The sequence below is a fragment of the Pseudoalteromonas sp. P1-13-1a genome, from assembly GCF_001401875.1.
Lineage (GTDB): Bacteria > Pseudomonadota > Gammaproteobacteria > Enterobacterales > Alteromonadaceae > Pseudoalteromonas.
This window is the reverse complement of record NZ_LKDV01000009.1, coordinates 1-24,624: the sequence shown is the minus strand read 5'-3', so window position 1 is coordinate 24,624 and position 24,624 is coordinate 1. Positions and strand designations below refer to the sequence as shown.

The following is a 24,624-nucleotide window of genomic DNA, read 5'->3' as shown; positions in this document are numbered from 1 at the left end:
CCACTTTACAGATGAATAAGAAGGCTCAATCTAAAGAGTGATAACTGTCGGTAAATCACGTATCGAGTTAATCACGAGATCAGCATGTTGTTTGGCACTTTCATCTATATGCTGGCCTGAACGCACCAAAACACGCGTTGCAATATGTGCTTTTTCTGCCGCTTGCATATCGCTGAGTTTATCCCCCACCATAACACTGCTAGAAGGGTGAATACTATGCTCTTGCATAGCTTGTAACAGCATACCTGGCGCTGGTTTTCTGCACTGACATTGTTTTAAATATTGCGCTAGCGCTTTTTTGGGGTGGTGCGGGCAAAAGTACACATCTGTAATTTTAATATTATGCTCACTAAATTGAGTTTTCATCCACTGTGTTAACGCTAAGAAGTCTTCTTCAGTGTAGTAACCACGGCCTATTCCCGATTGATTAGTCACTATAATAATTTTATAACCTGCATCATAAAATGCTTTACAGGCACTAAACACACCCTCTATGAATTCAAATTTTTCACTTTGATATACATAGCCATGATCAATATTTACCACGCCATCGCGGTCTAAAAAAAGCGCTTTGTTTTTTTCTTGTACACTCATTTGATAAGCTCTTTTTGTACCACATGGTCAAACATAGCTTTAACACTGTCTACGGTTATTTGGCTCATTAAGTCATCGCCCTTAACGCGCGTCCCCCAAGGCAATTGTTGCGCTGTTTTACCCGTTTGCTTTAGCAGATTTTGATGATATACCTCAACTACATAGTCTTGATATAAATAAGGGCCTGTACGTGCAGGATTAGAATGCGCATATAAACCAATAACCGGCGTACTTACCGTTACCGCCATATGTGCAGGGCCAGTATCGGGAGCGAGTACTATATCAGCGCGCTTAAGCACACATAGCAGCTCTTTAAGTTTTGTTTTACCTACTAAGTTTAAAATAGTGCAGTGACTGTGTTTTATAATTTGGTTAGCTAAATTAATCTCAAGCTCAGTTGGGCCGCCCGTTAGTACCACGTTAAAGCCCTGATCATGCGCGTAATCAGCAAGCGCTGCGTAGCGCTCAGGCAGCCAGTTGCGCTGGGCTTTACTGGCCGCAGGCGATATCACCAATAGTTTACCTGACAAATACGCAGGCCCTAACAACTCATCTGCTTTTCTCTCATCCGCTAAGGTATAAGGCATATCCCAGGTAGGTGAATAGTTTTTAACACCAATGGCCTGCGCAAAGCCTTTAAACCCCTCTAACACATGCGCTTCTTTTTGTGGGGCTATTCGTTTATTTATAAACAAGCTGTGTAATTCTTTTGAACGAGCCCAATCAAAGCCTATTTTCACTTTAGCCGGAATACAGCGCGCAACAAAGCCAGCTCTTAATGCAACTTGCATATTAAGTAGCACATCAAACTGTTGCCCTTTAAAAGAATGTTTTAATTTTTTAAGTGCATCTTTACCTTGTTTTTTATCAAAAACCACCAGCTCAACCCCAGGTAAGTCGGCAAGCAACATAGCCTCTACTTTGCCCATAACCCAGGTTATTTTTGCATTGGGGTGTGTTTTTTGAATCGCTTGTACAGCACTAACAGCATGACAAACATCACCAATGGCAGAGAGTCTTAAAATACAAATTGAGGAGTAATTAGGCACTTGAGTCATGCGTTCCATTTGGCTTTAAATAATAGACTGCGATCTTAAATTATACTCGCGCTAATGCAAGCACTTATGCTGCGCTATAAAACACGTTAATATACACGTATTATTGAATTACTTTAACGAGCTATGTTTAAAACACTAACGCAAGGCAAACACACTATTTTAAGCCACCCCGATTATACTAACGAGGTTAATTTAAATTGGTTTGATGCAGGTTACTGGCAACAACAAAATAAAATAGTCGGCGCTAAAAAAGGCCGTGCCACAGCCTGGTTTTTTAAACACGATAATTTAACCGCTGTACTTAGACACTACTGGCGAGGTGGTTTAGTGGGTAAGTTATTAAGCGATCAATACCTTTACCCTGGCCTTGAAAGCACCCGCGTGTATAAAGAGTTCAGCTTAATGATAAGGCTTATTGAGCTTGGTTTAAATGTGCCAAAACCCATTGCCGCTAAAGTAACAACCACAGGCTTAATTTATCGTGGTGATATAATTACTGAGGCTATAAAAGGGGCTAAAAGCCTGCTCGATATCTTAATTGAACGCCCAATAACGGGCGATGAGCTAAAGCGCATTGCCAGTACTGTGGCTCTCTTTCACTCAAAAGGCGTGTATCACGCGGATTTAAATATAAATAATATTTTATTTAATGAAACGGGTGACGTTTATATTATCGACTTTGATCGCGGTGAAATAAAACCATTAAATAAACAGTGGCAACAAAGTAATATGGCTCGTTTAGAGCGCTCATTTTTAAAAGAGCAAGGACGCAACAACGCATTTTATTGGCAAGATAATGACTGGCAAACATTATTAACGCTTTATAAAAGCCAGTTAACCACACAAAGCTAGGTATTGCTTAGCAACTTGGTCGGCCGTTACCTTTTGTAAAATATCGGCATTAGCTACATTAGGCTTAGTGTTTAAAACCAGCTCAATTTTAGCTGCTAGCTCATCGCTATTCCCTACCGGCGCTAAATATTTGGCTAAGTCGTTTGTTAAAATTTCACTCGGCCCAAACGTGCAGTTAGTACTTACCACTGGCGTACCCACAGCGAGTGCCTCAATTAACACAGTGGGGAGCCCTTCAAAATCAGAGCTTAAAACTAACGCCTCGGCCTGCTTTATCCAGTTATACGGATTTTGTTCAAACCCAGGCACTATAAGTTGCTCCTCAATACCATGCGCTTTGGCAAGCTTAAATGCTTTACTAGGCTTATTGCATAGAAGGACTAATTTGTATTTTTTATCAAGCTTTGCAAATGCCGCAAATAAAATATCATGGCGCTTTTGTTTAGCTAACCGCCCTACATGAATAATATACGGCGATTGCGGAATTTGCGCATTCACCTCATTTGAGAGCCGCTTTATATCCTCTAAATTAAAGGGATTATAAATAGTGGTGATGGCGCTTGGGCTAATTAAACGCCCTTGAGTAATTTCGTGCTCTACCCCTTTAGACACGCACACCAAAGATTTTCCGTTTAAGTTTTGCTTTGACTTTTTAAGGTAGTGATAAGATAGCGGGCCTAACTTTTTTTGCCTAGCAAGCTCTGCATTAACAGAGTTATGCATAACAAAGTGAACATTTTTAATCTGGCTTTTAGCCAATAAGTTATTGCTTCTGTCTAAATTGCTAAGTACTAAATCTATGGGGCCAGTTTGTTTTTGTTTTTTATTAAACCACGCTTCTAGCTTTGCTACACTTTTATTTATTTTCCAAAAACGATCCACTTTAGTGGCTTTATCGGTGAACAAACTTTCAACCTTAATACTCGCAGGGATAGTGTATTCATATTTATTAGCCAGCGATAAAATAGTCACGCTATGCGCTTTTATTAACTGCTGAGCAAGGGTTAGCATCACTTTTTCGGCGCCGCCACCCGCTAACGAGTCTATTACAATCACTATATTCATCTATCGGCAACCATTAGCATGCTTTTAACCCCTTGCGTTATTTCTTCATAGCTATGCGTGCTTTCAAGCAAAGCGTATTTTTCTAATAGCTGGTTAAAATCAGGCTCTATTAGCAAAGCACTGACTTTATTTACTATGTCTTGAATTTCAAAGTTCGCTTTAATTACCACACCGGTTGTGGTGCAACTTGCTAAGCGCTGTGTTTGATCTTTTGAAATAGCACAGGCTACAGCAGGTGTTTTAACCGCAATGGCTTGCAATAGGGTGTCGCCAGCACTTAACAGTGCGAACTTTGCTTGTTCCATAAGCGACAAAAACTCACTATTTTCTAGCGTATTTAAATTTAAAACCGCATTTGATACTGGCAACGCTTTATTATAGTTAGGGCCAAATACCACCACTGCTTTTAACCCTGTTTGTAATGAAACCTGCTCTGCGGCGGCAAAAAATACATCTGCACAGTTTTGGTTATCTAGCATGTGGCCGCCAGAGCCTGCACTCACAATAAAGTAGCCTTGTTCATCAAGCTGATATTTTTTTAACACCTGTTTGGTATCGCACGCTGATGAAAATGCTATGTAAGGGCCCACATTTTTAGGCATAGCCAAAGAAAACATATCTATTTTAGCTCTTTCAGCCCAGCTCAGAGGTTCAATGCAATAATCGGGCTGTACCACCCAATGGCTATCAATTAAATTAATACGGTTAAGCTTTAACCCTTTCGCTCTTTTTTTGGCATGTTGAGAAATAAACACCACTTTGGCGCCCACTTTTTTGGCCGCTTTCATGTGAGCTGCGCGCCCTGCACAGTCAAATATAACAATGTCAGGTTTAAAATCAGCGATAACTTCACACACTTTATCGCGCTCTTTAGTTGCAGAGCGCTCAAGCAAGGTGGCATCAAATGGGCAGTTTTTAGCGTAGGCCGTGTGTTTATTTAAAACAAAATGGATACTAAGTGAACCTGGGCATTCACTTTCTAAGCTTTGAGCTAGCAACAACGAGCGCATGTATTCGCCTATTCCTTGTGGCGATGATACGGGTATGAATAAAAGTCGTTTGTTGCTCATTGCATTCTCTATTTCCTATTTGCGCAGCAGTATACCAACCCCATAGTTTTTACGATAGCTAGGTTACATTTTTATACACAAATTTAACGCCATAAAATAAATTATTTACTGCAATAGGCTTGCTAGATTGGTAAACTTAGTCGTAATCTTAATCACAAGGATCTGAACTTTGCGAAACAGAATTTTTCTACTCTCTTCTCTTTTTTGCGCTATGAGCGCATCAGTAACAGCAGAGCCCTGGGTAAAGCCAGACGATTACGGACTCAGAGCCGATATACAACAGCTGGCTGATGCCGGTGTTATTTTAGCGCCTGTAACCACCTACCCGCTAATGTGGAAAAGTTTTATTGGGGAGTTAGAATCGAGCAAGCTTGAGCTTTTATCTCCCAGCCTGCAAGATGCATTACTTCGTGTAAAACATCGTTATAAGTCAGAAAACAGTAGCTCGCACAGTGTACAACTCTCAGCGTTTGCTGCATCAGACCCAATTATAGCCACCAGCTTTGGAGCAACCAACACACAGGAGTCTGAGCTTTCTGCGGCCTACGCCTACCTAGGCGATAACTTTGCAGCAAAGGTAGCCGTTAATTACCGAAACGATGGTAAACAATGCTTAGTTGATGGCAAAACAACCAATGATATAGCCACTAACGAACAGGCGCTTGAAGAGTGTAACGATACCTCATTTGACGATAGCTACTTAGCCTACCGCTTAGGCAATTGGATTTTTAGAGCCGGTGCCGTAGAGCAGTTTTGGGGCCCGGGTGTTGATAACAGCTTAATTATGTCAGGTAATGCAAAGCCACTGCCAGCACTGAGTGTAACCCGTGAGCAAAGCACAGCGTTTGAAACGCCTTGGTTAAGTTGGCTTGGCCAATGGAGCTTTACCGCGCAAATGGCAAAGCTGGAATCAACCCGCGTTATTCCTGATGCATTACTTTGGAGTAGCCGTGTTAACTTTCGCCCGATTCAACAGCTTGAAGTTGCTTTAAGTTGGTCTGCACAGTGGGCTGGCGAAGGCCAACCAAGCTCGGCAGGTGATTTTATTGATGTAATTACTGGGCAAACAAATTGTATTGATGGCAATGAAAATTGCGATAGTTCCCTAGAGTCTAAAATCGGTAATCAGCTTGCTGGCATAGATGTGCGTTGGTCTGACACTTTATTTAGTCATCCTTATGCCATTTACGCAAGTACAATTGGCGAAGATGCCAGCTCGCAATTTAAACCAGCCGACAGAGCATACTTATTTGGCGTACAAACTACGCAGCGCATTTACAATCAAAATGTGCTCGTTAACGTTGAATACATAGACACAGGTGTATCGTGCTCGGCCGAGTCAACCAATGAAAACTGCTACTACGAACACTCAGATTATAATTCGGGCTATCGTTACCATGGCCGCACTATTGGCTCAACCTATGATAACGATGCACAGTCAGTCGTGTTAACACTACTTGGCCAACTTTCAAATGGCGATGACTGGCAAGTAAAGCTGCGTAGCGTTGATTACAACAGCGATAATCGCGATCGCTACCCTAACAACCCAGACTTAGGTAATACAATTACCAAAACTGGTTATAACTCAAAACAAGTTGAGCTTCGTTACAGACAACTTGCAATGGGTGGGCGCTTAACGCTCGGTGCTTTTGCATCAAACAATGATGGCGCTGAAAACGACACTTCAGCGTTTGCTAAATACGAATATAATTTTTAAACCCTATATTTAAAAATAGCATTTAGAAGTTAGTATTTAGAACAAAAAAGGGTTGAAAACGCAGTTTTCAACCCTTTTTTGTTCGCTAAGCAAATGTTATTGCTTAATTTTTCTAATTACTTTAGATGTAGAACAACCATCTAAAAATGTCAGCACTTCTACTTTACCGCCATGGCGTAGCACATGATCAGCCCCTGCTATTTGCTCTACAGTGTAATCCCCCCCTTTAACTAAAATATCGGGGCTTATTTGCTCGATTAATTTAGCCGGTGTGTCTTTTTCATCCTCGCTGCCAAAGGGAATGACCCAATCAACAGAGGCAAGTGCACTTAACACCATTGCGCGCTCATCAAGTGGGTTTATCGGGCGTTCAGGGCCTTTTAAACGCGTAATTGAATCATCATTGTTTAGCCCCACAACGAGCCTATCCCCGCGCGCTTTGGCTTGTGCTAAATAGCGTACGTGGCCTGCGTGTAAAATATCAAAACAGCCATTGGTAAACACTATCGTTTCGCCGTTTTGCTTAGCAAATTCAATATGTTGCAGTACATCGTCAAACGGCGTTTGGTAGTGCTCGCCATTGGTGTGTAAGTATTGGCCAAGCTTTTGGCTTAGCTCTTCTGGTGACACTGTTGCCGCACCCAATTTACTTACTACAATGCCTGCCGCTAAATTGGCAATTTCTACCGCATCTTTGGGGGCCATACCTGCACCGAGCATCACGGCAAGCGTGGCTATAACAGTATCGCCTGCGCCAGTTACATCGCTTACTTCTAACTGCTGAGCCGCAAAGTCATGTTTTTCATCGGCATTAATTAATGACATTCCCTGCTCTGAGCGTGTAAGTAGCATGGATTTAATACCATTTTTGCTAATTAGTTCACGGGCGCTTTGCGCTAAAATTTCTTCAGAGCCTGTTTTACCACCTGCTAAATTGAACTCGTGTAAATTTGGGGTAATGTAGTCTGCGCCTTCGTATAAGTGTAAATCGGGCGACTTAGGATCAATCAGTACAGTTTTACCTGCGGCTTTAGCAACGCTCACCATCTCCTTAATTAAGCTTAACGAGCCTTTGCTGTAATCAGAAAATACCACAAAGTCGTATTCATCAAGTACTAGCTCTAAGCGGTTTAATAACAGCTGGCTATGCTGCTCGCTAAAGGTTTCTTCTAAATCTAGGCGCACAAGTTGTTGATGGCGGCTAATAACACGCATTTTAGAAATAGTCGGTAAATCACAAACACTCACAAGTTGAGAACTTATTTTCTCACCTTTTAAAATGGTTTCTAAAATTTGCCCGCTTTCATCTTCACCAATTAAACCAAGTAGCCCTACTTTTGCATCAAGTCTAGCAATGTTTTTTGCCACATTGGCAGCGCCACCTGCTTTATCTTCAAACTTACTTACTTTTACAACCGGTACCGGAGCCTCAGGCGAAATACGTCCTGTATCGCCATACCAGTAACGGTCTAGCATAACATCGCCCACAACTAAAATACGCGCTTTAGATAAGTTTTTTAATAGCGATAAATCCATTACTGCTGCTCCGCAACAACCATATCGATGGCTTCACACAACCAATGACCAATAAACATATGTGCCTCTTGGATACGGGCTGTTTCATCATTTTTTATAATAATGGGCAATTTAGCAATGTCTTTTACTTTACCGCCCTCGCGTCCGGTTAAGGCAACTGTAAATGCACCAATTTTGTTGGCTGCTTCAAGCGCTAGATTAATATTGGCGCTGGTACCTGAGGTTGTTAAACCAATCACTAAATCCTCAGGTTTACATAAAGCCTGAACTTGGCGCTCAAATACCGTATCAAAGTGGTAATCGTTACTGTGCGCAGTCAGGATTGAGGTATCTGTAGTGAGTGCGATAGAAGCTAATGGGCCACGCTCTAATTTATAACGCACTACAAACTCAGCTGCTAAATGCTGCGCATCAGCTGCACTGCCACCGTTACCAAACCAAATAACCTTACCACCAGCTTGCAATGCACTGTGGCACGCTTCTAATAATTGCATAGACTCTTGATGATAAGCCTCCATCGTTTCAAATAAGGCTTGATGACGGTTTAAACTTTCAACGTAGCTTGTTGCCACAGAATCGATAATTGACATGAAAAATTCCTCTAGGAACTGAAATGGCAGGAAAAAATTAAATCCATTATTCCATAGTTTTATTTAGTTGTGTGTATTTTATGGGAATATAGCTGAACTGAATTATAATTTCGTGCTTCACATGTTCAGAAATTATCACTTTCGCGTTAAACTAGCGCCACTTACCTTAATAAAAGTTCAGTATGGCACGCATTTTTTACTCACTCGCTTTAATTTTAATTAGCCCACTGATTGTATTTTACTTATATGTACTAAGAGGTAAAAAAAATAAAGGCTACCGCGCACACTTTAAAGAGCGCTTTGGTTTTATTAGCAAACACTTATTTAATAATAGCGCTAAACCGGTTGTGTTCCACTGCGCTTCTGTAGGTGAGGTGCTTGCAGCAGCGCCACTTATTAAAGCACTGCAAAAACAACACCCGCAGCTTAATATACTTATTACCTGCAATACCCCTACCGGGCGTGCGCAAATTAGCGAACAATTTAAACATACCGTGGCATCTTGTTATTTACCTATTGACTTTGCAGGTTCAAGCGCTCGATTTTTAAAGCGTATAAACCCACAAGCACTGTGTATTTTAGAAACTGAGCTGTGGCCTAACTTAATGGCCATAAGCCATAAAAAAAATATTCCGGTATTAGTGCTTAATGCTCGACTAAGCGAAAAGTCGCAGCAAGGGTATCAAAAGGTGGCAGGGTTAACGCAAATAATTATGCGTTCAATTTCAGTACTTGCAAGCCATAATATAAATGATGCGAAGCGGTTTATTGAACTTGGTTTACCTTCTTCAAAAAGCCATGTTACAGGCTCAATAAAGTTCGACATTACGCCAAGCGACGAACAACTAACTAAAGTGGCAAATCTTAAAACCGAGTATAAAACCAAAGAACGTTTTGTATGGGTGGCAGGCTCTACCCACCCGCTTGAACATGAAATGATATTAAACGCACATCAGCAGCTATTAAAAAAATACCCTAATGCCCTTTTAATTATTGCACCGCGCCACCCCGAACAGTTTGATAAAGTGGCCGACACGTTAGCTCAAAGCGCCCTTAGTTTTAGTCGTCGCAGCAACAATAACTATCAAAACGAGCACGTGCTATTAGCTGATACATTGGGCGAGCTACAGTGTTTATATGGCGCAGCGAATGTAAGTTACATAGGCGGCAGTTTAATTCGCCGCGGCGGGCACAACCCACTTGAAGCTGCTGCTTTTTCAGTTGGTGTTATTACAGGCCCACATACGTATAATTTTGATCATATCTACCCTGAGCTAATTAAACTTAAAGGGGCTGTCGTTGTTGAAAATACCGATGAGCTTGCTAAACAATTAATTAATTTAAGCCAAAACACCAAAGCGTGCCAAAGCTTAGGAATTAAAGCGCAGCAATGTGTAGTAAAAAACCAAGGCGCCATTGAAAAAACATTAACCATTATAAATCAGTATTTAGAGCCAAAAGCATGACTCATCAAGCAATTGCCCAAACCCGCGAGTGGGTATCATCTGTTATTGTAAAATATAACTTTTGCCCATTTGCCCGCAAAGAAGTAGAAAACAACTGTATTCATTATGTGCTTAGCCCAGCAACAAAAGTTGATGACGCTGTAATGGACATGCTAGATCAGTGTGTGCAGCTTGATCAAAACCCCGAGCGCGAAACCACATTAATACTGTTTGATAACGGCTTTAGCGATTTTGAAGACTTTTTAGATTTAGTCGATTTAGCCAATGCCTTACTGGTAGCGCAAGGTTTTGAAGGTAAATACCAAATTGCTAATTTTCACCCTGACTACGTGTTTGCCGACAGCGATGAAGATGATGCGGCAAATTACACCAACCGAGCCCCCTACCCTACACTGCATTTAATACGCGAACTGAGTATGAGCGAAGCGCTTGATAACTATAATGAGCCTGAATCTATACCAGAACACAATATAAAGCTTGCAAGGCGAAAAGGCATCGACTTTTGGCAGCAACTTTTAGCAAACATAAAAAAACGAGCGCCTAAACGCTCGATTTTAAAGTAACAAATTCAATACTACTTTTTAACCCAGTTCCCATTCACTTCAATATAGTGGCCACTTTTGGTCTTTTCGATTGTTTTAGCTGCAGCGAGTGCTTCGACTTGTGCCAGTGATAAGTCGTTCTTTTTAGCCAGCTTTAAATACTGTGCTTTGCGTTTAGCATTAATTTCCTCAACCACTGCTTTTGCCTCGCTGTTTTGTACAACAAGCCCTAAGTAACCTGAGCTATCTTCACCCACTAAGCCTTGATTTTTAGCATCATCTAAACTAATCGCCCACGCCGAAAACGACATACACACTGCACCAATTAAAGTGGCAATACTTAATTTATTTTTTATAGTCATCATTTAGCTCCTAAAATAATTCGCTGTCGTCACTGAACAGGGTATCGAGTTCTTTATCCACCTTTACACGAATTTCATGATCTACTTTTACATTAAGGTTGATAGTTATTGGCTCTTTAGCTGCTACTTCTACTCTGTGTGTACATGCGCTCAATGCGCTAATAGCAGCAAGGGCAATGATTGCCTTAATGCTTAACGAATTTTTCATCATTAGTTTCCTTTTTGAGAATATTGCTGCTCAACTTTTTGTGTTATTTCGTCGCTCAGCCTAAGCGCTCTTAGTAACGTAAACACGTTTTCTTCGTGGTTATAATTAAAGTTAACTTGCTGCTGCTCTGGCTCATTAAAACCTTGTAAGTTAACACCTAAGTTTAACCAGCCATCACTTTTAAGCACCACTGTACTGTTAAGCTTTTGTATATCAAGATTTTTGAGTAAGCCAAGTACAGGTTGTAACTCTTGTTGCTGACGCATAACGGCGTCAAACGCTTCGTTATTACTAATAATAAGCTTACCTTGGCCTTGGTTGACTAGGCTACCATTTTTTACCTCAACCCCTGTTTCATCAAAATAAAATGGCAACGACCCTTTTAACCTACCAGTGAGGGTAATACCCGACTTATCGTCAAGCGTTATTAATTTACTAGCATCAACATTTTCAAACGTAACATATGCTGTTTGCTGCGGTTTTAAAAGCGAGTATTTATCTAATTCAAATACCCCACCAAACATATTGCCAACTATATTAAAGGCTTGCGCACTATTATTTACCACTTCTATTTTGCCATTAATATTATTAACTACCGCGCCCGCTCTTAATTCATTAACGTTAAAGGTAGTAGGGGCAACATTAAGCTGCCCTGAATCGTACTGCCCACTAAATTGCGTACTAAACTGATTAGCTAAGTAATCGTTGTAAAGCGCGCTGGTATCACCAACAGTTAAATTAAAATCGCCTTTTTGTAAATTAACATCGCCACTAATACGCCCGCCAAACTCGCCTTGAGTGAGTTGAGCTAATGGCTCAAATTGGCTAATAATCGAATTTAACGAAAGCACACTTTGCTGCGGTATAATCACTTCAAACGGATGCGCTACTTTTGAAACATGGTGATTAGCCACCAGCTCTACACCATTTATAAGTACATGATGCGACGCTTTAAGCGCGCGACTTTGCAGCCCTGTTGACGTTACGTTTATTGTATTTAAATCGACATTTGGGCTTGTCAGTGTGTTTATTTGAGTGCTTGCATTTAAGTGAGCAAATAACTCTCCCACACCTAAGTTTGCCCTGACACTAAGGGTGTTATTAATACCGGTAAGTTTAAATTCGTTGTATTGCACGCTATTAAGCTTACTTTTAAGCGTTACTTTTGCATCGAGCTTTTCATTCATGCTTGCTTCAAGGTTACCTGTGTAGCCGTTAAGAGCGCTGCCATAAGCAGCTGCGCTATCAAAGCTAAACTCAATACGTGCGTTACCTACGGGCTTAAAGTCAATAAGCTGAGTAACTGTAAAATCCCCTGCGGCTTTTACATTATTAGCCTCAGCCGGTAAAAAATCAGGCAAAGCAGTAAGCGCAATATCGTAATTGCCACTTAGTTGTTCATTTTCAAGCTGCGTATTTAGCACTACAGCCTTTATATCATCAGTGTGTAGCTGCGCTTTAAGCTGCGTGCGCGCACTTTGTAATGGCGCAGCCGTATTTATAAACGTATCTGTAAACGTTATATCTATATTTTGCTTGGCTTGCTCTGCGCTTTTGAGCGTTATTAACGGTAAAGATAGAGTGTTATGTTCAGCACTAATTGGTTTAGCTAAAGCCCATTGCCAATTAAGTGGTAGCTGCTTTACAGCAAATGACTTGTAGGCACTTTCAGGAATAAGAGTTTGGCAGTTATTACTAAGTTTTACATTGTTTTTAAGCGTGCTTGGGTCAAGCTCAAGGTTTTGGTTATTTAAATGATAGGTAGCACTTAGCACACCTTTTGAGCTGTTTGTTATATCACAGCTTTGTATTTTATAGTCATACTGGGCTTGTAATTCACCAGTAAGGCTTGCCTCTACTCCGTTAAAGCTAAATGCCTGCGCTGAATCAAAGCTAAGCCCATTTAATAACGCGTTATCGGTTTTAAGTAACTGTTTAAGTAATTCATCATTAACTTTAAGCTGCCCTTGTACCTTATTATTGTAAAGCGTTGCACTTGCGTTTAAATCACCATTGACTACAAAGTGGTTAAGCTTAGGCTCGGTAATATTTAGCACAAGCGGGCGCTTTAAAAGCGCACTGTTTATACTTAGTTGCTCAACTGTAATTGTTGGTCTTTTTTCAGGAAGGGCTAAATCTAAAATTGTTGCAGGGCTGCTTTCTTTATCACTTTGTGGAAACGGATTGACATTAAGCGCCGCTTGCTTAATTTCAACATGGCGAGTATTTGCGGTAATGCTTGTAACAACAAGCTCTTGATTTTGATAACTTAAACACGCTTTTTGTACGTGCACATTTAATTCACTCGTAAGCGAAAAGTCTAGACAACTTAAAGTAACGCCTGCTTTTTCAAGCGCAGGTGCTACAGCCCATTGTAATAGTGGCAAACGAAATACATAGCCAAGCAAAACTATACTTAGCAATACAGCACCCATAATTAAACTAACGCGCTTTAACATACTATCCTTATAAGCTTTTATTCATACCTTACAAACTATCGTAATTTTAAATCTACGCAATCAAAAAAGGCTGCACAGTGCAGCCTTTTTTATTTTACAGCTAGATTATGAATCTAACTTGTATATGTCATTTTTAACCGACATTTTTACGTGCATTGCGGAACATACGCATCCACGGGCTATCCTCTTTCCACTCATCTGGGTGCCACGAGTTAGCAACAGTGCGGAATACACGCTCAGGGTGCGGCATCATTACAGTGGCACGGCCATCAGTAGAGGTAATACCGGTAATACCTTCTGGTGAACCATTTGGGTTAGCCGGGTATTGTGTTGTCGGGTTACCGTAGTTATCTACAAATTTAACCGCAACAGTGCCGCTGTCAAGCGCAGCTTGAGTGGCAGCATCATTTGCAAACTCAGCATGGCCTTCACCATGTGATACAGCAATTGGCATACGCGACCCAGCCATGCCATTAAAGAACACTGACGGGCTTTCTTGTATTTCAACTAAGCTAAAGCGTGCTTCAAAACGCTCTGACTTATTTGTTACAAAACGTGGCCAATGCTCAGTCCCCGGAATTAACTCTTTCAACGTTGATAACATTTGACAACCATTACACACACCTAAGCTAAAGGTGTCTTCACGGTGGAAGAAGTTTTTAAACTGTTCACGTGCCATATCGTTAAACAATATAGACTTAGCCCAGCCTTCACCGGCACCTAATACGTCACCGTAAGAGAAACCGCCACATGCCACTAAGCCTTTAAATTGCTCAAGGGTTAAACGTCCTTCGAGGATATCGCTCATGTGTACATCAACAGCGGCAAAACCAGCACGGTTAAACGCAGCAGCCATTTCTAAATGCGAGTTAACGCCTTGCTCACGTAAAATAGCCATTTGCGGCTTAGCGCCCGTTGCAATGTAAGGTGCTGCTATATCTTCGTTTAAATCAAAGTTAAGTTTTACGTTTAAGCCTGGATCTTTTGCATCAAACTTGGCATCAAACTCCTGCTTTGCACAATCAGGGTTATCACGACGTGCTTGCATTTGGTACGTTGTTTCGGCCCAAATTGTACGAAGCTCAGTACGAGTATGATTAAGCACTGTTTGCTCACCACGGTTAAACACAATGCTATCGTCACTATTAAGCGAGCCAATCACGTGGCTAATTGCAGCCACACCATGTTGCTCAAATACAGCATTTACGGCCTCTAAATCGCTGTTAGCAACTTGAATCACCGCGCCAAGCTCTTCGTTATATAGTGCTTCTAGGTCTGTCCCTGTTAAACCAGCTAAATCAACAGTCACTCCGGTGTGCCCTGCAAATGCCATTTCAGTTATGGTAGTAAATAAACCACCGTCTGAGCGGTCATGATAAGCAAGTAGCTTGCTATCCGCGACAAGTGCTTGCATGGCATTGAAAAAGCCTTTAAGTAGCTCAGGGCTGTCAACATCTGGCGTAACATCACCAAGCTGCTTGTAAACTTGTGCAAGGCTTGATGCACCCATTCGGTTTTTACCTGCACCTAAGTCAACTAAAATAAGCGATGTATCGCCTTTATCAGTACGTAACTGCGGAGTCACTGTTTTACGCACGTCGTCAACACGGCCAAAGGCAGTAATAATAAGTGACAAGGGCGACGTTACCGATTGCTCAGTTGCATCATCCTCGTTTTTCCATGTCGTTTTCATCGACATAGAGTCTTTACCTACAGGTATAGTTAAACCAAGCGCAGGACAAAGCTCTTCGCCTACCGCTTTTACAGCTTCATAAAGGCCTGCATCTTCACCTGGATGACCGGCTGCAGCCATCCAGTTAGCCGAAAGCTTAATGTTCTCAAGGCTGCCAATGTTGGCACAGGCAATATTGGTTAGTGACTCTGCCACAGCTAAACGTGCCGATGCACCGAAGTTTAATAGTGCAGCCGGCGTGCGCTCACCCAGTGACATCGCTTCACCGTGGTAAGTGTCGTACGTTGCTGCGGTAACTGCACAGTTAGCCACAGGTACTTGCCAAGGACCCACCATTTGATCCCGTGCTACTAAACCGGTAACCGAGCGATCGCCAATGGTAATTAAGAATGTTTTTTCTGCAATTGTCGGTAAGCGTAATAAACGCTGAGCCGCCTGTGCTATATCAATTGACTCTGCATCAATTGCCTTGCCGGTAACTTGCTTTGAAGTTACATCACGATGCATTTTAGGTGCTTTACCTAGTAATACATCAAGCGGTAAATCAACAGGGCTGTTATCAAAGTGACTGTCGGCAACAGTTAAGTGGCGCTCTTCTGTGGCTTCACCTATTACTGCGTACTGCGCACGTTCGCGCTTACAAATGGCTTCAAAACGATCAAAGTCTTCAACAGCAACAGCCAGTACATAACGTTCTTGCGATTCGTTACACCAAATTTCGTGCGGGGCCATGCCCGGCTCATCGTTAGGAATATCACGTAGTTGGAATTTACCACCACGGCCACCATCATCTACAAGCTCAGGGAATGCATTAGATAAGCCACCGGCGCCTACATCGTGAATAAAGGCAATTGGGTTTTTATCCCCTAGTTGCCAACACTTATCAATCACTTCTTGGCAACGGCGTTCCATCTCTGGGTTTTCACGCTGTACAGATGCAAAATCTAAGTCTTCGTTAGATTGACCCGATGCCATGCTTGATGCAGCACCGCCGCCTAAGCCAATATTCATTGCAGGGCCACCTAGTGCAATAAGTTTTGCACCTACTGGAATATCCCCTTTTTGCACATGATCAGCACGAATATTACCTAAACCACCGGCAAGCATAATAGGCTTGTGGTAACCGCGCACCTCTTCACCGTTGTGGCTTGTTACTTTTTCTTCGTAGGTACGGAAGTACCCTAATAAGTTAGGACGGCCAAACTCGTTATTAAATGCCGCGCCACCTAAAGGACCGTCCATCATAATATCAAGGGCATTTACGATACGGTTAGGCTTTCCAAAGTCGCTCTCCCACGGTTGCTCGTAACCCGGAATACGTAAGTTAGAAACCGTAAAACCAACTAAACCCGCTTTTGGCTTAGAGCCGCGGCCCGTTGCGCCTTCATCACGAATTTCACCACCCGAGCCTGTAGCCGCACCAGAAAATGGTGCAATCGCTGTTGGGTGGTTATGGGTTTCTACCTTCATTAAAATTTCTATGTCTTCTTGATGATACGCATATTCACCTTGCGCATTCGGGAAAAAGCGACCCGCTTTTGAGCCCTTCATTACTGCTGCGTTATCTTTGTACGCCGACAGTACATTTTCAGGGTTGTGCTCAAATGTATTTTTGATCATTTTAAACAGCGATTTAGGCTGCTCAATACCATCAATTGTCCAATCAGCGTTAAATATTTTATGACGACAATGCTCTGAGTTTGCTTGGGCAAACATAAATAACTCTATGTCGTTAGGGTTACGGCCTAACTTTTTAAAGTTTTCTACTAGGTAGTCAATCTCGTCATCAGCAAGCGCAAAACCTTGTTCAACGTTTGCAGCAGCTAATGCTTCGCGTCCACCACCTAAAATGTCAACTGATGACATTTCACGAGGCGAGTCGTTACGGAATAATTGTGCCGCCGAAGCAAGCTCGCTATGCGTTGCCTCAGTCATACGGTCGTGTAATAAAGCCGCTACCTGCGCAAGTTGCTCTGCACTTAGCTCACCTTCTACGTAATAAGCAATACCGCGCTCAACACGGTGAACCTGTTTAAGACCACAGTTATGTGCTATGTCGGTTGCTTTAGATGCCCATGGTGAAATGGTGCCAGGGCGAGGTGTAACTAAAATAAGAGTGCCAGCTGGGGTATGCTCGGCAATAGTTGGGCCATAAGTAAGTAGCTTTTCAAGCTTAGTTTGCTCATCAACACTCAAAGGCGAGGTTAAATCGGCAAAATGTGCATACTCGGCATATACATTGGTGACTGGAAGTTGCGATAGTTTGCAACGCGCTAAAATTTTATTAACTCTGAACTCTGAAAGTGCTGGTGCACCACGAAGGATCAACATAGATAATTTCATCCGGGGTTAGGGATTGAACGATATTTTAGGCGGGCATTATAGTCTAAGTAGCACTCAGTTTTAACTCCAAATTGCGCTTTTCAGAAAATTAACTTTTTATTTATATAAACAGCTGCAAAATTACCAATAAAAGCTAAACGCTAAGTGACGCCATAGTGAAGTTTTGGTATAACGGGGTATGAGCTTTATGGGGCGGTTAATGTTGAAAGAAAAGCTAATAATTATCATCACTTTAGTTATGTTGTTGTGCGCCTGTAATATGCAGGAGCAACAAACTCAACTTGCCCAAATTAAAGCACAAAATAAAATACGTGTAGGTACGCTTGCCAGTGCCAGCAACTACTACCAAGCAGTGCAGGGCGAGCAAGGCTTTGAATACGAGCTTTCGCAAGCCTTTGCCGACTACCTGGGTGTTGAGCTAGAAATAGTGCCGTTTTTTAATTTATCCGATATGTTTGAGCGCCTTGAAAGTGGTGATTTAGATATAATAGCCTCAGGCCTTACCTACAACAAAGTACGTGCACAACAATACCGCTATGGCCCCACTTACAGAACAATTAGCCAAAAGTTGGTTTATAAACAGGGTCGAGTTCGCCCACGTGAATTTGACGACCTGGATGGAAACTTTACCGTTATAGCCAAAAGTAGCCACTCTTTAACCTTACAAAAAATAAAAAAGAGCAACCCAGATTTAACCTGGCAAGAAACCGAAGAGCTCGACGAAGAGGAGCTTTTACAAGCCGTTATTGATGGCGAAATAGACTACACCCTCGCTGACTCACACACGCTTTCACTATTTAGACGTTACCACCCAAATTTAAGTATTGGCTTTTCAGTTACCCGAAATGACCCCATAGCCTGGATACTGAATAAATCAAAAGATGATTCGCTTTATGCATTGCTAGTGCCTTTTTTTGGTGAGGTAAAGCAAAGTAACCAATTGTATGTGCTTGAAGAAAAGTACTTTGGACACGTACGCCAATTCAACTACGTTAATACGCTTGCATACATAGAGGCTATAAAAGAAACACTCCCCACATACAGACCTTGGTTTGAGCAATATGCAGGCAGCCTAGACTGGCGCTTACTTGCCGCACTTAGTTATCAAGAGTCTATGTGGAACCCACGTGCTAAATCGCCTACGGGTGTACGAGGCATTATGATGCTTACACGTAGTACTGCTAAACAGGTGGGCGTGACTAATAGATTAGAGCCAGAGCAAAACATCCGCGGTGGCGCTAAATACTTAGCTAAGCTTGTTAAACGCATCCCCGATAGAATCCCGCAGCCTGATAGAACTTGGCTTGCACTGGCAGCCTATAATGTAGGCTGGGGGCATGTTAACGACGCGCGCATTATTACCGAACAACAAGGGGCGAGCCCTGATAAATGGGCCGATGTTAAAAAGCGCTTACCACTTTTAATCAAAAAACGTTATTACCGTAAAACCCGTTACGGTTATGCGCGTGGCGATGTTGCGGTAAAATATGTTGATAATATTCGCAGATATTACGATGCACTTGTTTGGCTTGATGAAAATAATGCCTTAGCGCCAGAGCCTGAAACACCTAAAGTTGAAAAAGCGGCTCAGCCAAGCAAAGAGCCTGTAAACAACGATAAAACCGAGCCTACCCCTTCGCTTTCACCTGAAGAAAAAAGTAAGCAAGGTGAAAATAACACGCAGCAGTCTCAGTAAAGGGTTTATATTTACATTTTTTAATTGGCTGCTCATGCATGTTAAACATTAAATGTGAGCATTACACACTTAACTTTGCGTTTTAATGAGCGCTAATTTTTCCTTCAAGATTAACCACTGCGATAACTAAATTAAAAATCTGTTTACTTGTCATGAAATGATCACTAATGTGTGTTTATAGTATATTTACCTGATTTTTAATATATATCTTGTGCCTTTCTCACTCTCACGCATTAGGAGAACACATGCTAAAACGTAGACGCACACAAAAACTAAAACGCAATATTATTCATTCGACAGCCACCAGACGTCGTATAATGCTACGTAACTTACATAAAAAAATTATTTGGCGTCGTCGTATGTTTGCTATGCAGCAAATGATAGAAGCAGACTCAGAGGCTGCTAACTAGCCACTAATTTGACGAGCCGCTTTTTTAGCCGCTTTAATTTGCTCTCGGCGTTGTTTAAAAAACGCCGAAATAGTACTACCACAGGTTTGTCCAAGCACCCCACCTAATACTTCTACCTGATGGTTCAGCCTCGGCTCTTGCAATAAGTTCATAATAGATCCAGCCGAGCCCGTTTTAGCATCGGGCGCACCATACACCAAACGCTTTATTCTACTGTGCACTAACAGCCCAGCACACATAGAGCACGGTTCTAACGTAACGTACAAGGTGCAATCAATTAAACGGTAATTATTTAAAGCTCTTCCTCCTTCTCGCACTGCAATCATTTCAGCGTGCGCAGAAGGGTCGTTATCAGTAATTGAACGATTATACCCTGCAGCAATAAGTGTGTTGTCTTTGACAAGGACTGCTCCCACCGGAATTTCGCCCAATTGCTGCGCTTTATTGGCATACACCAATGCTTGCTCCATCCAATACTCATCGCTTTTAAGATCGTTCATAGTACTTACTTTAAATAAATTTTCTGTCGCTATTATATCAATTTGCTTGTTTAAAATGCGAAATTGAATAAATTATTGCAAAAATAAAACAAAATAATGTGGTTTATCGTGGCTCATAGAGTGTGATTTACGCTATAATCTCACGCTTTTTTTATTTAGCTCACAACACAGGTAGCAAATGAAATTTCCTGGACGCCGCAGACATAAACATTATTTTCCAGTGGAAGCTAAAGATCCACTTACTAATCAACTAAACGCCACTGAGCGATTACAGCGTAGTTACATTACGGGAATCGATCAGATCGTTGTTGATATTGAAGCCAAAGTCGATCAGGCTTTTTTAGACGAGTTTCAACTTCGCCGTGGTATGTCGCAAGTTATTGATAGCGATATTACCAACGCCCTATACGACCGTTTAAAATTAAACAATATGGTTGATTACGAGTTTGCCGGTGGCACCATTGGTAACACAATGCATAACTACTCAGTACTTGCAGACGATCGCTCAGTATTGCTTGGTGTTATGAGTGAAAACATAAAAATAGGCAGCTATGCCTATCGCTTTTTATGTAACACATCAAGTCGCGTTGATTTAGACTATTTACAACCTGTAGATGGGCCTATTGGCCGTTGCTTTACCTTAATTGATGAAACTGGCGAGCGTACATTCGCGATTAGTGCTGGTTTAATGAATCATTTAAAGCCTGAGTCTATCGATAAACACTTAATCGAGCAATCTTCTGCCCTTGTGATCAGCGCCTACCTGATGCGTACACAGGGTGATGAAACAATGACTGAAGCAACCCTACAAGCAGTTAAATACGCTAACGATGCAGGTGTACCGGTAGTTTTAACACTGGGCACTAAGTTTTTAATTGAACAAGATCCAACCTGGTGGGCTAACTTTGTAAACGAGCATGTAGATATACTCGCCATGAACGAAGAAGAAGGACTGGCAATTACTGGCTTTGAAGACCCGCTATTAGCCGCAGACAAGGCACTTGACTGGGTCGACTTGGTTATTTGTACCGCCGGCGAAAAAGGCTTATTTATGGCCGGTTATGTTGATGAAAGCTTTAAACGGGCAACCGAGTATCCCCTATTACCGGGGGCAATTGCCGATTTCAATCGCTATGAATTTTCTCGCGCAATGAAAAAATCCGATTGCAAAAACCCGATAAAAGCCTATAGCCACACTGCGCCATTCATGGGTGGGCCTGATTCAATCAAAAATACCAATGGTGCTGGCGATTGTGCGTTAGCTGCCGTTTTACACGATTTATCAGCAAACGTTTATCATAAATTAAATGTCGCCAATTCAGCAAAGCACGAACAAAAGGCCATTACTTATTCTTCTCTTGCACAAATTAGTAAATACGCTAACCGCGCGAGCTACGAGGTATTAGTACAGCACTCGCCACGTTTATCTCGTGGCCTACCAGAGCGCGAAGACTGCCTAGAGCAAGTGTATTGGGACCAATAAATAGGGAGCTATACGTACTCCCTATTGCGGTATTTTAGAAAATCGAAATATCGAGCTTTTTAGATAGCAGCTCTAACGCTGCTATCCCCGCTACCGAATTACCAAATTCATTAAGCCCAGGTGAATATACAGCCACCGTAAACTTACCCGGTAAAACTGCTAATATAGTGCCTGACACACCCGATTTACCCGGCATACCTACTCTGTAGCCAAAATCTCCTGCTGCATCATACAAGCCACTAGTAAATAAAAGCGAATTTAGTTGTTTATTCTGACGGCTACTTAAAACACGTTTACCCGAGCTGTAATCAACGCCTTTATTTGCTAAAAAGTTATACGCTCTAGCTAACTCAATACAGTTAAGTTCGATTGCACAAAAATTAAAGTAAGACCAAAGTACATCATCTACGTCATTCTCAAAATTACCAAACGACTTCATTAAATGCGCCATTGCCGCATTTCTATGCCTAAACTCGTACTCAGAATTGGCCACTTTTTTATCAATCACTATTGCACTATTACCTGAGAGTAACCTAAACGTTTCAAGCATTGAGTGGCGAGGTGCAGATAATCGACTGTACAAAGCATCACACGTCACAATCGCACCTGCATTAATAAAAGGATTACGCGGTACACCTTTTTCGAACTCTAACTGTGTAAGAGAGTTAAACGCGGTTCCAGAGGGCTCTTTGCCTACTCGATGCCATAGCTCATCACCATAGCGCTGCAGGGCCATTGTAAGTGTCATCACTTTAGAAACTGACTGAATAGTGAAACGTTTGCTGCAATCCCCCGCACAAATGGTTTCACCATCAGTGGTATAAATAGCAATAGAAAACTGCTCGCTAGAAATCTCAGCAAGTGCAGGAATGTAGTCTGCAACCTTACCTTGTGATAACAAAGGGCGCACTTCGTGCGCTATTTCATCTAGTACAGTTTGGTAGTCAGCAGTGGGCAATTGACACCTCTATTTTAGCATTACAAAAATTTGATTTTAACACGCACAACTTCTGCACGCCTAGTTATGTTACATGAATAAAATAGCAGATAAGCATGAACTTAATATTTATTTACAAAGTGGTATTTTCTATATCAAAGCAATACTAATCCGCGATAAGCCTTAATCATTTTGCGGGGCTATGAAAAACTGGTTACACTCAGCATGATGTGTGCCGTGACTTTGCCTATAATGGCTTAGCTTTTTATAAGGATATGAATGTTATGGCTCAAAGAATTTACAAGGGCGGGCATTACAAAGACTGAGTTAGAATGAGATCTTGGCTTTTTATTAAACCCAGACAGCAAAAAACCCGTTACATCGCTGTAACGGGTTTCTTTAATTTGAATCCTAGCAATGTCGTAGTGCCCACAGCGGTGGAGAGTCACATAGCAAATGCAACACTATCTTTGCGTCGGGGCGGCCTTCCGCGGGGCTCGCCTTCGAGCTGTTTTGTTTGACTACTGAGTTTGGCATGGGCTCTTGGTTATTTACTAAACCCCAGACAGCAAAAAGCCCGTTACATCGCTGTAACGGGTTTCTTTAATTTGAATTCTGGCAATGTCGTAGTGCCCACAGCGGTGGAGAGTCACATAGCAAATGCTACATTATCATTGGTCAGGCTCATCTTAGAGCTGTTTTGTTTGATGTATAGAATACAGATACCGCGGCATGCAGATGCGGCCACTACTGAATTCGGTATGGGGGACTGGCTATTTATACCATTCCGCATAAAGATTAAATCAATTTAATCCATTCCCGATTGCACATTTTCTTCACTCGATCTGGTATCGAAATAAAGTGATTCCATGCCTTTGAAACCTCATCGACAATTTCGTCATAGCCCGAAAACACTCTATTGGATAAACAATGTTGTCGTATCCAGCTCCATACTTGCTCTATTGGATTTAGCTCGGGTGAATAAGGTGGAAGCTTTATCAGGGTTAGGTTTTTAAATTCTGTAGCTGTATCGTATGTGTGCCAGCCTGCGCCATCTATTATCACTACAGCATGCCTTCCAACAGGTGTCGCGTGTGATATCTGACGCATGTGCTGCGTCATTGCTTCTTTATTTACAAATGGGCTTACTAACGCTTCTGTCTGGCCTGTGGCTGGACATACCGCGCCAAATAAGTATCCATAGTCAAATTGCTGTTGTTTTACAATCCGTGGCCGAGTGCCTGTTTCAGCCCAAATACGCGTAGTCGGATTTTGCTGGCCAAATCGTGCTTCATCCTGAAACCATACGTCGATACGATCAAGAGGAAGGTGCCCTGGTGTGTGAAGGATCGTTTCCAGTTGGAAGTTTTTTAAAAGCTTCTTGGCTCTGTAATGATTGTTTTGGGTGTTTAGAGCGACTTGTGATCCAACTAAAGCCAAGGTGCTTTAGAATTTTATAGACATGATTTAAGTGGTAATGAACGCCAAATTCAGTGCTAATGTAATGCACAATGTCTTCACCAGTAAGGCGGCCGCCTTGAAGTTCTGTATAAGTGCGCTTTATAAATTCAGACAGCTGTTCAAGTTGTTGCTGTTGCAATCTTGATGGGCGCCCTTGAATAGGCTTATTGTCTAAACCATCCAGCCCATGCTCTAGATAACTAGAAACCCATTTATTAACACTACTTCGTGCTGTGTTAAGACGTTTTGCAATATCGGTTCTGCTATTACCCTCATAAAATAATGACACTGCGAGCAATCGCATGCGCTTTCGTGCGTTTGGTTCTTTTCGTGAAAGCGCCAAAAGTTGTTCAGATATATTTGGGTTCAATGTTATTAACCGGTGATTTTATATAGCCTATATTAGATCAGATATTTAAGCGGAATGGTATTACTAACCCTCAGACAACAAAAAACCCGTTACATCGCTGTAACGGGTTTCTTTAATTTGAATCCTGGCAATGTCCTACTTTCACATAGCAAATGCTACACTATCATCGGCGCTGTTTCGTTTCACTACTGAGTTCGGCATGGGGTCAGGTG

Annotated in this window: 20 protein-coding genes; 7 read left to right on the top strand and 13 right to left on the bottom strand. The window is 41.9% G+C overall.

The genetic code is table 11. From position 1 onward, the window contains the following. Nucleotides 1-30: 30 nt before the first annotated feature. Nucleotides 31-594: a D-glycero-beta-D-manno-heptose 1,7-bisphosphate 7-phosphatase gene (gene gmhB / locus AN391_RS07860; RefSeq protein WP_055014894.1), complete on the bottom strand. Its 564-nt coding sequence runs from the start codon at nt 592-594 to the stop codon at nt 31-33. After that, a complete protein-coding gene (locus AN391_RS07855; RefSeq protein WP_055014893.1) occupies nt 591-1,652 on the bottom strand; it encodes a glycosyltransferase family 9 protein in 1,062 nt (353 codons plus the stop codon). Before AN391_RS07855 ends, gmhB begins: the two co-directional genes overlap by 4 nt. A 123-nt stretch (nt 1,653-1,775) precedes the next feature. Here AN391_RS07855 and AN391_RS07850 point away from each other — a divergent pair, with 123 nt between their 5' ends. Beyond that, on the top strand, nt 1,776-2,504 hold the full coding sequence (locus AN391_RS07850) for a 3-deoxy-D-manno-octulosonic acid kinase (protein ID WP_055014892.1): 729 nt from the start codon (nt 1,776-1,778) through the stop codon (nt 2,502-2,504). Here the strand turns inward: AN391_RS07850 and AN391_RS07845 are convergent. Further along, nucleotides 2,487-3,569, bottom strand: a complete 1,083-nt coding sequence (locus AN391_RS07845) for a glycosyltransferase (RefSeq protein ID WP_055014891.1) — start codon at nt 3,567-3,569, stop codon at nt 2,487-2,489. The genes AN391_RS07850 and AN391_RS07845 overlap by 18 nt on opposite strands. Further along, nucleotides 3,566-4,639: a hypothetical protein gene (locus AN391_RS07840; RefSeq protein ID WP_055014890.1), complete on the bottom strand. Its 1,074-nt coding sequence runs from the start codon at nt 4,637-4,639 to the stop codon at nt 3,566-3,568. The genes AN391_RS07845 and AN391_RS07840 overlap by 4 nt, the downstream gene beginning before the upstream one ends. 211 nt (nt 4,640-4,850) lie before the next feature. On the opposite strand from AN391_RS07840, the gene AN391_RS07835 reads away from it, so the two are divergent. Further along, the gene (locus AN391_RS07835) at nt 4,851-6,356 is read left to right on the top strand and encodes a capsule assembly Wzi family protein (RefSeq protein ID WP_055014889.1); all 1,506 of its coding nucleotides are present in this window, start codon (nt 4,851-4,853) and stop codon (nt 6,354-6,356) included. A gap of 96 nt (nt 6,357-6,452) precedes the next feature. Here the strand turns inward: AN391_RS07835 and hldE are convergent, their stop codons facing one another. Continuing rightward, nucleotides 6,453-7,892: a bifunctional D-glycero-beta-D-manno-heptose-7-phosphate kinase/D-glycero-beta-D-manno-heptose 1-phosphate adenylyltransferase HldE gene (hldE, locus tag AN391_RS07830; RefSeq protein WP_055014888.1), complete on the bottom strand. Its 1,440-nt coding sequence runs from the start codon at nt 7,890-7,892 to the stop codon at nt 6,453-6,455. Then, the gene (locus tag AN391_RS07825) at nt 7,892-8,482 is read right to left on the bottom strand and encodes an SIS domain-containing protein (protein ID WP_055014887.1); all 591 of its coding nucleotides are present in this window, start codon (nt 8,480-8,482) and stop codon (nt 7,892-7,894) included. The genes hldE and AN391_RS07825 overlap by 1 nt, the downstream gene beginning before the upstream one ends. A 182-nt stretch (nt 8,483-8,664) precedes the next feature. Here AN391_RS07825 and waaA point away from each other — a divergent pair, with 182 nt between their 5' ends. Then, on the top strand, nt 8,665-9,948 hold the full coding sequence (waaA, locus tag AN391_RS07820; RefSeq protein ID WP_055014886.1) for a lipid IV(A) 3-deoxy-D-manno-octulosonic acid transferase: 1,284 nt from the start codon (nt 8,665-8,667) through the stop codon (nt 9,946-9,948). Further along, the gene (locus tag AN391_RS07815) at nt 9,945-10,511 is read left to right on the top strand and encodes a DUF1415 domain-containing protein (RefSeq protein WP_055014885.1); all 567 of its coding nucleotides are present in this window, start codon (nt 9,945-9,947) and stop codon (nt 10,509-10,511) included. The genes waaA and AN391_RS07815 overlap by 4 nt, the downstream gene beginning before the upstream one ends. 11 nt (nt 10,512-10,522) lie before the next feature. Here the strand turns inward: AN391_RS07815 and AN391_RS07810 are convergent, their stop codons facing one another. The 4 genes from AN391_RS07810 to purL all read right to left on the bottom strand — a co-directional run bounded on the left by AN391_RS07810 (nt 10,523) and on the right by purL (nt 17,543). Continuing rightward, nucleotides 10,523-10,852, bottom strand: coding sequence for a YdbL family protein (locus AN391_RS07810; RefSeq protein ID WP_055014884.1), 330 nt, complete (start codon nt 10,850-10,852; stop codon nt 10,523-10,525). A 10-nt stretch (nt 10,853-10,862) separates the two neighbouring features. Beyond that, entirely contained in the window at nt 10,863-11,060 is a 198-nt protein-coding gene (locus AN391_RS07805; protein ID WP_010556932.1) for a YnbE family lipoprotein, read from the bottom strand. 2 nt (nt 11,061-11,062) lie between these two features. Further along, nucleotides 11,063-13,519, bottom strand: a complete 2,457-nt coding sequence (locus AN391_RS07800; protein ID WP_055014883.1) for a YdbH domain-containing protein — start codon at nt 13,517-13,519, stop codon at nt 11,063-11,065. Between the two features lie 133 nt (nt 13,520-13,652). Beyond that, nucleotides 13,653-17,543, bottom strand: coding sequence for a phosphoribosylformylglycinamidine synthase (gene purL / locus AN391_RS07795; RefSeq protein WP_055014882.1), 3,891 nt, complete (start codon nt 17,541-17,543; stop codon nt 13,653-13,655). 211 nt (nt 17,544-17,754) lie between these two features. On the opposite strand from purL, the gene mltF reads away from it, so the two are divergent. Beyond that, nucleotides 17,755-19,251 (top strand): membrane-bound lytic murein transglycosylase MltF, encoded by a 1,497-nt coding sequence (gene mltF, locus AN391_RS07790; RefSeq protein WP_055014881.1) that lies wholly within the window; start codon nt 17,755-17,757, stop codon nt 19,249-19,251. 245 nt (nt 19,252-19,496) lie between these two features. Beyond that, nucleotides 19,497-19,661: a hypothetical protein gene (locus AN391_RS20675; protein WP_162838352.1), complete on the top strand. Its 165-nt coding sequence runs from the start codon at nt 19,497-19,499 to the stop codon at nt 19,659-19,661. Here the strand turns inward: AN391_RS20675 and tadA are convergent. Beyond that, nucleotides 19,658-20,161 carry a tRNA adenosine(34) deaminase TadA gene (tadA, locus tag AN391_RS07785; protein WP_055014880.1) on the bottom strand — a complete coding sequence of 168 codons (504 nt, stop codon included), beginning with the start codon at nt 20,159-20,161 and terminating at the stop codon, nt 19,658-19,660. The genes AN391_RS20675 and tadA overlap by 4 nt on opposite strands. A gap of 178 nt (nt 20,162-20,339) precedes the next feature. Between tadA and AN391_RS07780 the strand changes: the two genes are divergently transcribed. After that, the gene (locus tag AN391_RS07780) at nt 20,340-21,644 is read left to right on the top strand and encodes an inosine/guanosine kinase (RefSeq protein ID WP_055014879.1); all 1,305 of its coding nucleotides are present in this window, start codon (nt 20,340-20,342) and stop codon (nt 21,642-21,644) included. Between the two features lie 34 nt (nt 21,645-21,678). Here AN391_RS07780 and glsB read toward each other — a convergent pair whose 3' ends face one another. Next, complete coding sequence (gene glsB, locus AN391_RS07775) at nt 21,679-22,602, bottom strand: glutaminase B (protein ID WP_055014878.1); 924 nt, start codon at nt 22,600-22,602, stop codon at nt 21,679-21,681. A gap of 777 nt (nt 22,603-23,379) precedes the next feature. Then, nucleotides 23,380-24,346 (bottom strand): IS630 family transposase gene (locus tag AN391_RS20370; protein WP_408003230.1). Its coding sequence is split into 2 segments (ribosomal slippage): nt 23,380-23,946 and nt 23,948-24,346, totalling 966 coding nucleotides; the frame shifts between segments, so codons are not numbered across the junction. Nucleotides 24,347-24,624 lie beyond the last annotated feature (278 nt).

What these genes read in the sequence shown, in the direction of transcription:
- AN391_RS07845 (WP_055014891.1), bottom strand. Translation starts at nt 3,569, where the DNA reads ATGAATATAGTGATTGTAATAGACTCGTTAGCGGGTGGCGGCGCCGAA.
- AN391_RS07800 (WP_055014883.1), bottom strand. Translation starts at nt 13,519, where the DNA reads ATGTTAAAGCGCGTTAGTTTAATTATGGGTGCTGTATTGCTAAGTATA.
- AN391_RS20675 (WP_162838352.1), top strand. Translation starts at nt 19,497, where the DNA reads ATGCTAAAACGTAGACGCACACAAAAACTAAAACGCAATATTATTCAT.
- AN391_RS07780 (WP_055014879.1), top strand. Translation starts at nt 20,340, where the DNA reads ATGAAATTTCCTGGACGCCGCAGACATAAACATTATTTTCCAGTGGAA.
- AN391_RS07835 (WP_055014889.1), top strand. Translation starts at nt 4,851, where the DNA reads ATGAGCGCATCAGTAACAGCAGAGCCCTGGGTAAAGCCAGACGATTAC.
- AN391_RS07805 (WP_010556932.1), bottom strand. Translation starts at nt 11,060, where the DNA reads ATGAAAAATTCGTTAAGCATTAAGGCAATCATTGCCCTTGCTGCTATT.
- waaA (WP_055014886.1), top strand. Translation starts at nt 8,665, where the DNA reads ATGGCACGCATTTTTTACTCACTCGCTTTAATTTTAATTAGCCCACTG.
- gmhB (WP_055014894.1), bottom strand. Translation starts at nt 594, where the DNA reads ATGAGTGTACAAGAAAAAAACAAAGCGCTTTTTTTAGACCGCGATGGC.
- tadA (WP_055014880.1), bottom strand. Translation starts at nt 20,161, where the DNA reads ATGAACGATCTTAAAAGCGATGAGTATTGGATGGAGCAAGCATTGGTG.
- AN391_RS07840 (WP_055014890.1), bottom strand. Translation starts at nt 4,639, where the DNA reads ATGAGCAACAAACGACTTTTATTCATACCCGTATCATCGCCACAAGGA.
- AN391_RS07825 (WP_055014887.1), bottom strand. Translation starts at nt 8,482, where the DNA reads ATGTCAATTATCGATTCTGTGGCAACAAGCTACGTTGAAAGTTTAAAC.
- purL (WP_055014882.1), bottom strand. Translation starts at nt 17,543, where the DNA reads ATGTTGATCCTTCGTGGTGCACCAGCACTTTCAGAGTTCAGAGTTAAT.
- hldE (WP_055014888.1), bottom strand. Translation starts at nt 7,892, where the DNA reads ATGGATTTATCGCTATTAAAAAACTTATCTAAAGCGCGTATTTTAGTT.
- AN391_RS07855 (WP_055014893.1), bottom strand. Translation starts at nt 1,652, where the DNA reads ATGACTCAAGTGCCTAATTACTCCTCAATTTGTATTTTAAGACTCTCT.
- AN391_RS07815 (WP_055014885.1), top strand. Translation starts at nt 9,945, where the DNA reads ATGACTCATCAAGCAATTGCCCAAACCCGCGAGTGGGTATCATCTGTT.
- AN391_RS07810 (WP_055014884.1), bottom strand. Translation starts at nt 10,852, where the DNA reads ATGACTATAAAAAATAAATTAAGTATTGCCACTTTAATTGGTGCAGTG.
- AN391_RS07850 (WP_055014892.1), top strand. Translation starts at nt 1,776, where the DNA reads ATGTTTAAAACACTAACGCAAGGCAAACACACTATTTTAAGCCACCCC.
- mltF (WP_055014881.1), top strand. Translation starts at nt 17,755, where the DNA reads ATGTTGAAAGAAAAGCTAATAATTATCATCACTTTAGTTATGTTGTTG.